Here is a 7,104-nt window from a genome sequence, read left to right on the forward strand (position 1 = left end):
TGCAAGCCTTCCGCTGTGCAAAGCCGCCTTGCGCTAGTACCTATCAGGTTGCGCAGAGGCCACTCCCAATTAATGAGGTTACCTTAATAGGGTTAAACCAGTTCTTGGTCAGCGGTTCTTCTTATTCAGTCGGGATTTAAAGACATTCCAAAGTGGATTGTCGCGGCGCTGGATAAGCTCTTCATGTGTCTTCCCCTGTTCGCGTTGCTGCCAATATTTCCAGCCCAGTTTTTCCATGCCCAATTCATAATCCAGGCCATCCCAGTCGGTTGAGCGGAAAGAATAGAACGCCCAATGCCAGTTCTGGCTGTCGATATATTCCAGGGTATCCGACAGAAATGCAATGACACCGCCCACTCGCCGGTCGGCTCCCAGTTCCTCAGCGATAATGCGATTCGCTGGAACACGATGGCGCCGGGCCCATTCTGCCACAGGCTGTATTCCCTGGTGGATGGTGGCCCTGGCCCACCTTTCGGTTTCATTTGAATTTATATCATCCCTGACCGGCATGGCATCGGGGTAGCTGAACCTGCCCTTGTTAATGCGATAAGTAGCGTATACCCAGGGGCTGTAGGAATGAAATGCATAGAGAACTGCCGGATCGTCCACCGGGTCCAGAAACGTCAAACCTTCCACTGATGAATGCATCCACCCATCCAGAACGATAGGGGTGATGGGATCAACCTTGCGGATGGTGTCGACCACACGCCGGTTGAAACGGTTGAGGTCGAGGGTTGTGCCTTTGTTTTCCTGCACCCATTGGGCAAAGGCCTGTGGCTGAATCTTGTTGTCGAGTAAGCCGAACTGCCTGCTTGGGTGAGGCTCATTGATGGGGTTGTAACCCACCACCGCCGGATGATTTTGTAGTGCGTTCGCCAGTTCGTGCCAGAACGCCAGCGCCTGTTGCTGGAACTTCTCTTCGTTCCACAAACGGTAATCAAACTTGTAGTCGTTGTCCTGCCTGTTTCGCGCACCGGGAAGACTGAACATGGTGAACAACACTTTTACCCGATGGCGTTGCGCCGCGTTGAGAATGGATAGCAGATAATCCAGGTCCTCTTTCGGAATGCCCTGGAAGTTGTCGGCGGTTCCGAGCAGAAAATCCCGGCCCGCGCTCGGCCAGTGTTGCGGAATCAGACGGATATATTCGAGATTTGCCTCCGCTGCCGCTTTAAACCAAGCATCTGGCGTGGTTTCAGCATCTTTATTTGCTCCTCCATCGCCGTTGGCGCCTTTTCGTTGTACCTTCCAAAAGGTCAGCTTACTATTGACCGATTCTTCGGCCAGTAAAAATGTAGTTGGTGTTATTAACATAATTATCAGTATCACGATTTTCATGGTGTCTCCAACGATGTTTTTGTCACAATAAATTGATAAGGATAACCCCATATCGTGTCAGGACTATTCTGGCATTGTGTCAGTTCGGTGTCATCACTCATAACGAACTCTAACTCTAGCGAACTATAGAAAATCTAGAAAAACTCTAGGACACCCACCAAACAAAGAGTTTTTCGCGGCACTGCTATTGCATCGTATCGTCATTTGCGCAGAAAACTGGTTATAAATCCAGCTATATGAGCCAGCAAAAAATGACTGTGCCACGCAAAGCTCTTATCTGCCCAGACACCACACCCTACTACCGCTGTGTGCTCCGTGCCTTCCTGTGTGGCCGGGATGAGCGTACAGAACAGAGCTTCGAGCATCGCCGCCAGTGGATTGGGGACCGGTTGCTGGCACTGGCCCAGGTGTTCGCCCTGGAAGAATACCGGGGGCGGAGTAACATTTAGACGCTCAATTCATTGAATGAACTAAGTGCCAAAATGTTACTCTGCCCCCATAAAGCGATCTGACAGATTACATGGACAACGGAGCCTGGCCGCCTCACGGTAAAAATGTGGGTACCAGGGTTTGGCAAGTTTATGCCCGCCCTGTAGCGGATTAGTTGCAGTTCTATAACCGATTGAATTCCCCGAACCTGAGATAGTGAATCACCTGGTCGATCACCGCCTTGTTTCTTATCAAAAACAGGTGGGTTGCCCGCATTTGCAAATGATCATGCATGCCCTGGAGTCGAGTGCTTTCCACCGAGACAACGCCATCATCGGCCGCGGGAAGCAAACGGGAGAAAATAGGGTGGATACTGCATGTGCCGGCAATAACGCCCAGGTCAAAATCTGCGGCGCCGAGTCTCTTCGGGAGGCTTTGCCGGCCAGTGCCCAGTTGCATGCCGGCGTCACCGAAGACGAGGTGAAAACCGGGTACCTTTTCCAACCTGTCCGCTACCTCGCTGCCTTTGTTTGGCGGCCCCAGCATCACCACCCGGCCGAGATTTTCCACCGGAACCCGGCCCAGGTAATAGCGCACCAGGATACTGCCGAGGGAATGAGCGACAAAATGGACTTCATCATAGCCCTGGCAGCGATCCAGGGCCGGCGCTATGGCGGGTCCGGCCAGTTCCTCGATGGGGTATTTGGTGGATGGATAGTCCACGTTCACCGTCGCGAACCCGGCCCTGGCAATGGCCTTTTCCATTTTCTCCATCCAGCCGTCGGAGAGAAGCAGCCCATGCAGCAGTATCACACATGCGGAGCGGGCGTCGGCGGTGAGGGGAAAGGATATCAATAGAGCCAGAATGACAATCTTCATAACCGTCCGCGAAATGCGACTTTCGTAGGATGGGCAAAGCGCAGCGTGCCCATCACCGCCGGTGTGATGGGCTTGCCCATCCTACGGCTTCACTAGATTCTAGCCCGCATTTCTCGCAAAGATCCGTGCGAGGAAATACGTGCCAGTACCAGCCTTGAAACATTTATATAGAGCGGAACTCCAGGACACCCGTTTTTCGCGCCACTGCTATTGCATCGTATCGTCATACGCGCAGAAAACTGGTTATACATCCAGACATATGAGCCAGAAGAAAATAACCGCGCCACGCAAAAGCTCTTATCTGCCCAGACACCACACTCTACTACCATTGTGTCTCCCGCCTGTAGCCCCCGGCTCCGCATTGCGGCCTACAGAACTGTCTTCGCTCGCAGCTCTCGTGCGGTAATTAAAAGGTTGAAATTCAGGGATGTGGTGCTGGGGCGTTATAGGGGTCGCTTGCATAGTCGATACCATCAGTCGGACTGACTCTGCCAGCTTCCAGTTCTGGCGTCGACAGCAGAGCCGCAACGCAGTCACTGGACGCGCCTATGTATGTTGTATTGAGGTCGATCTCTGTCGCCACACACCATGAGCGATCTTGCGGCCACCACAGATTGGGAGTTTGCCACCACATAGGGGCAATTGATTCACCCGCAGCGGTAGCTGGACCGAATAGCAGATGGTAGCGACGTTGTGGCACGGCAAAAATGGGGGCTTGTTGTACCCAGCGGGGCAACCCGCCGAATCCTTCCCAGAAGCCAAACCAGCATTCCATCGCTGTACTCGTGTGTTGAGACAACACGTTCACCAAGTCGGCGGCCAGGTCCGGCGGTAACGTGCCCACTTCCGGTGGTTCGTCGAAAACTCCGGGCTGATCGCGATAGTTTTGCTTATAGTTGCCAGTCAGGGAACACAACTGCATTAGCGGGCTGGCTTGCTGGCCGTTCGCTGCGGCGATCTGAGTCCATCGCACAACCTGCTTCTTGTGCCCACGGCCAATGTACGCAGGGTGGAAGACCCGCACATAAGCAGGAAAACCGGCGGGAACAATCGACGTTACAGCGTATTCCTCAAACCGTCCCAATTCGGCCGCGATCCAGCCAGCCTCTCCAGTATCCGATGGAACATCGTAGCTACAATGGTGTTTCATTTTACTTACAGATCAACAAGTTATACGTATTTTCAGGCTCGGAATGAACCGCGAAACTTTAATCAGCAGAAGGAATTTACTAGATTTTCTTCGGAATACATACTTACAAACTCTAGGATAGGCACCCACCATGAAAGTTTTTCGCGCCACTGCTATTGCACCGTATCGTTATTTGCGCGCAAAATACTGGTTATACATCCAACCCTATGAACCAGCAGAAATGACTGTGCCACGCAAAGCTCTTATCTGCCCACGTACGGGACGGCCCCGTTTGTGAGCAATATTCGTTATCTATCGAGATTTTTTCAACTCTATTTCTCCCACGCTGGATATTGCCATTAAAAACCCTACGATAACGCGGAAGATCCTATAAATATTGAATTTTTCGACTAAAAATAAACAAGGAGAAATTCAAAATAATTTCTGCGAAAAATAGAGCCCAGAGCCAATGACTATAAAAAATAGCAAATACTCCAGAAACACAAATTTATGGTTGATAATAATTTTTCTTCCACTCGCACAACTATGGATTTATAGGGCACATTCCGCTCCAGAATTGGCTGAACCGAAAACTAATTTCGTTAGAAAAGAAGTACATTCGGGTTTACTGAGCAACAACTGCAATATGGTAATAGAACATATACGCATAGATGATGCACCGGTTGTTGTCGCCAAGCCGACCACCATCGATAAGGACACGCCATTAATCATTATGTACCACGGCTTTGGACCGCCGGCGAGCCCGGAAGAACTGATGGAAGCCATTCCCCCTCTGCCGGGATCCGTTACCGTATATCCGACGCTGCCCCTGACGAAAAACCGAATGCCGATGGGTGGCATTGATGAACTCAGACGCCGCCAATCCGCGGATTACATCGGCCAACTGCTATTCCCATCGATTTCGGAGGCGGCGCGGGAACTGCCGAAAATCGTGGACGCGCTTAAGACGCAACTGGGGTTGTCAAAAGATAAAGGGGTTGCTCTTTTCGGGTTTTCCGCCGGTGGGGCCGCTACCCTTTTGGGGTTGATTGAATCCGATGTGCCAGTGCGGGCGGCAGTAGCTGTCAATGCGCCATTGAATATTCGCCAGGCTGTGGATAACTGGGAGAAGCTCTTTGCCCGAAAATTCAACTGGTCAGCACCCGCGAAGGAAGCCGCGCAAAGGTATGATGTTGCGGCCAAGGCGGAAACAGTGGCGCAGCGCAATCCCGCCACGGCGATTCTTTTGCTGCAAGGCGATAAAGATGAGTACTATTCTCCGGAGCCTGTTAAATTAGCTGTATCCAAACTCCGGCAAGCCTATCACGGCTATGAAAATGAAATCCAGATGCAGATACTGAAGAACACAACTCATCATTTCGCCGCCGACAATAATCCGGCTCAAAACAACCCGGCCGCAAATACGGATAATGCCTCAATGGTAGTGTTGGGTTGGTTCTCCAAACATCTCGGTATATCGAACGATGCGGGATGTGCTAACGGCGGCTAAGGGTTCGGCTCATTTTTTACATTACTTTCTGGCTCCGCTAGAGTAGCGTTGGGGCCAAGTCTTCGACGGGGTCACGCGTTACATTTGACACCTGTAGCCCCCCGGGACCGCGGAGCTCCAGCTCCGCATTGCGGCCTACAGAACCGTCTTCGCTCGCAGCACTCGTGCGGTAATTAAAAGGTTGGAATTCAGGGACGTGGTGCTGGGGCGTTATAGGGGTCGCTTGCATAGCCGATACCCTCAGTCGGACTGACTCTGCCAGCTACCAGTTCTGGCGTCGACAGCAGAGCCGCAACGCAGTCACTGGACGCGCCTATGTATGTTGTATTGAGGTCGATCTCTGTCGCCACACACCATGAGCGGTCTTGCAGCCACCACAGATTGGGAGTTTGCCACCGCATAAGGTCAATTGCGTGCAATGCAGCGACGCATTATACGGTGTCATTGCGATCCTCCCAAAGCTTCCTTTCGACCAAATTTCTACATCACTTCATTCAAACCGAGATAGCTTTTTCTCTAGAGCGATTCCGGTGAGTCCAAGAAAGGTCAAAAGAACACCGAAGGCTGCGACAGCCTTGTTTTGCCACGGATCGGTGCTGCGCGAGGTCTTGCGGTAGTACGTGCGCGAACCACCTTCGACTGGTATGTTGAAGACGTCACCTCGAAACCGGCGCGTAGTGAGAAAATCCTCGTCGATCCTCTCCTCAAGAGAAGCCCGTCTCTCACAAGCTGAGCCGGTACACGATAGCTCGAGGATCGAAAACAGTTCCTTGGGCTCCCCTTCCGCTACAATTCCATGAGACATATATTGGTAGACGATAGCGGGTACGAAAAGCTTCGTGGCTCCACTGTAAATGAGCGCCGCTCCGATAGCGAGTAACAAGGCGGAGCCCAGCAACCACCGCCGGCGGTTACCGATAATGAGTTGCTTCTGCTGATCAAAGTGATGGGCCACCTCTGGAATTTGGCGAAGCTGAAGCCGAGACCGGTGATTCAAGTCCTCGAAGAAATCGCCCACACCGAGCTGAAAGACCTCCAGGATTCGGCTGAACACATCACTTGAAGGCAGGCATTTTTCATTCTCGAGCTTCGACAGGTACGACTGCTCAATCCCGACCGCCTCGGCCAACTGTGGCTGTGTGAGATTTTGGTCTTGTCGTAGTTGCTTGAGTTTTTCCCCAAAGTTCATTGCTTGCTCCTATGGCTGAATTTAACCATAGTCTTTCGTATTCATTCCGGAATAGAAAGATGAATATATTCGAATATCCATGAATCCGTCCTCTGAGGGCGAATCCAAAAATGGGCCGAAAGCGGACATCCCCCTGGCCGCGATGGCATGCCGCCTGCGCTGCCTAACATTTATATAGTGGCTCCCAACCACTTTGCCCCAGGCCGATATCTCCTGGTTAAATTACGCACAGAATGCCCGCAACCCCTGTCACGTCAAGGTTGCAGGGGATTCATGTGTGGCTTCCGCTTTTGGCAAAGTGATCGCCGGCCTCCTATACAGGAGAGAGCTGGGGTGGCGGGGACAGGCCTAAATGGCACTAACGGTACTCGAATTCGCAACGGATTGGTGAATGATGACTTGTTTCCGCTGAACTAATCCAACTTATGTGAATTGTACGGCCTGACCCTACGCAAGCTGTACCGACTCCTACGATTTCTTCAACTTGCTAACCGGCAGGGAGCTCTTTGAGGTGGTTGAACAATTGCTACCGGAACATCGGGAAAGAACCTTTCCACCGACGGAAACGCTATCCATGTTTCTGGCACAAGCGATGCACGCCGATCGGTCCTGTCAGAACATTGTCAACCA

Annotated in this window: 6 protein-coding genes and 1 pseudogene; 3 read left to right on the forward strand and 4 right to left on the reverse strand. The window is 51.9% G+C overall.

Annotated elements, in window-relative coordinates; translation table 11 throughout:
• Positions 1–108: 108 nt before the first annotated feature.
• Complete coding sequence (locus tag FHS09_RS16230) at positions 109–1,338, reverse strand: glycoside hydrolase family 5 protein (RefSeq protein WP_183461813.1); 1,230 nt, start codon at positions 1,336–1,338, stop codon at positions 109–111.
• A gap of 251 nt (positions 1,339–1,589) precedes the next feature.
• Here FHS09_RS16230 and FHS09_RS16235 point away from each other — a divergent pair, with 251 nt between their 5' ends.
• Positions 1,590–1,787: a hypothetical protein gene (locus FHS09_RS16235; RefSeq protein ID WP_183461815.1), complete on the forward strand. Its 198-nt coding sequence runs from the start codon at positions 1,590–1,592 to the stop codon at positions 1,785–1,787.
• 163 nt (positions 1,788–1,950) lie between these two features.
• On the opposite strand, the gene FHS09_RS16240 is transcribed toward FHS09_RS16235, so the two are convergent.
• Together FHS09_RS16240 and FHS09_RS16245 are read right to left on the reverse strand one after the other, a co-directional pair.
• Positions 1,951–2,646, reverse strand: coding sequence for an esterase/lipase family protein (locus FHS09_RS16240; RefSeq protein WP_221192056.1), 696 nt, complete (start codon positions 2,644–2,646; stop codon positions 1,951–1,953).
• A gap of 421 nt (positions 2,647–3,067) precedes the next feature.
• Entirely contained in the window at positions 3,068–3,796 is a 729-nt protein-coding gene (locus FHS09_RS16245; RefSeq protein ID WP_183461817.1) for a hypothetical protein, read from the reverse strand.
• A 448-nt stretch (positions 3,797–4,244) separates the two neighbouring features.
• Between FHS09_RS16245 and FHS09_RS16250 the strand changes: the two genes are divergently transcribed.
• Complete coding sequence (locus FHS09_RS16250; protein WP_183461819.1) at positions 4,245–5,285, forward strand: alpha/beta hydrolase family protein; 1,041 nt, start codon at positions 4,245–4,247, stop codon at positions 5,283–5,285.
• 490 nt (positions 5,286–5,775) lie between these two features.
• On the opposite strand, the gene FHS09_RS16255 is transcribed toward FHS09_RS16250, so the two are convergent.
• Positions 5,776–6,474, reverse strand: coding sequence for a helix-turn-helix domain-containing protein (locus FHS09_RS16255; RefSeq protein WP_183461821.1), 699 nt, complete (start codon positions 6,472–6,474; stop codon positions 5,776–5,778).
• A 448-nt stretch (positions 6,475–6,922) separates the two neighbouring features.
• On the opposite strand from FHS09_RS16255, the pseudogene FHS09_RS22925 reads away from it, so the two are divergent.
• Positions 6,923–7,104: pseudogene (locus FHS09_RS22925) on the forward strand (IS4-like element ISCARN115 family transposase); the annotation flags it as partial.

Origin of the sequence: Microbulbifer rhizosphaerae (assembly GCF_014191725.1) — a bacterium.
Classification (GTDB): Bacteria; Pseudomonadota; Gammaproteobacteria; order Pseudomonadales; family Cellvibrionaceae; genus Microbulbifer; species Microbulbifer rhizosphaerae.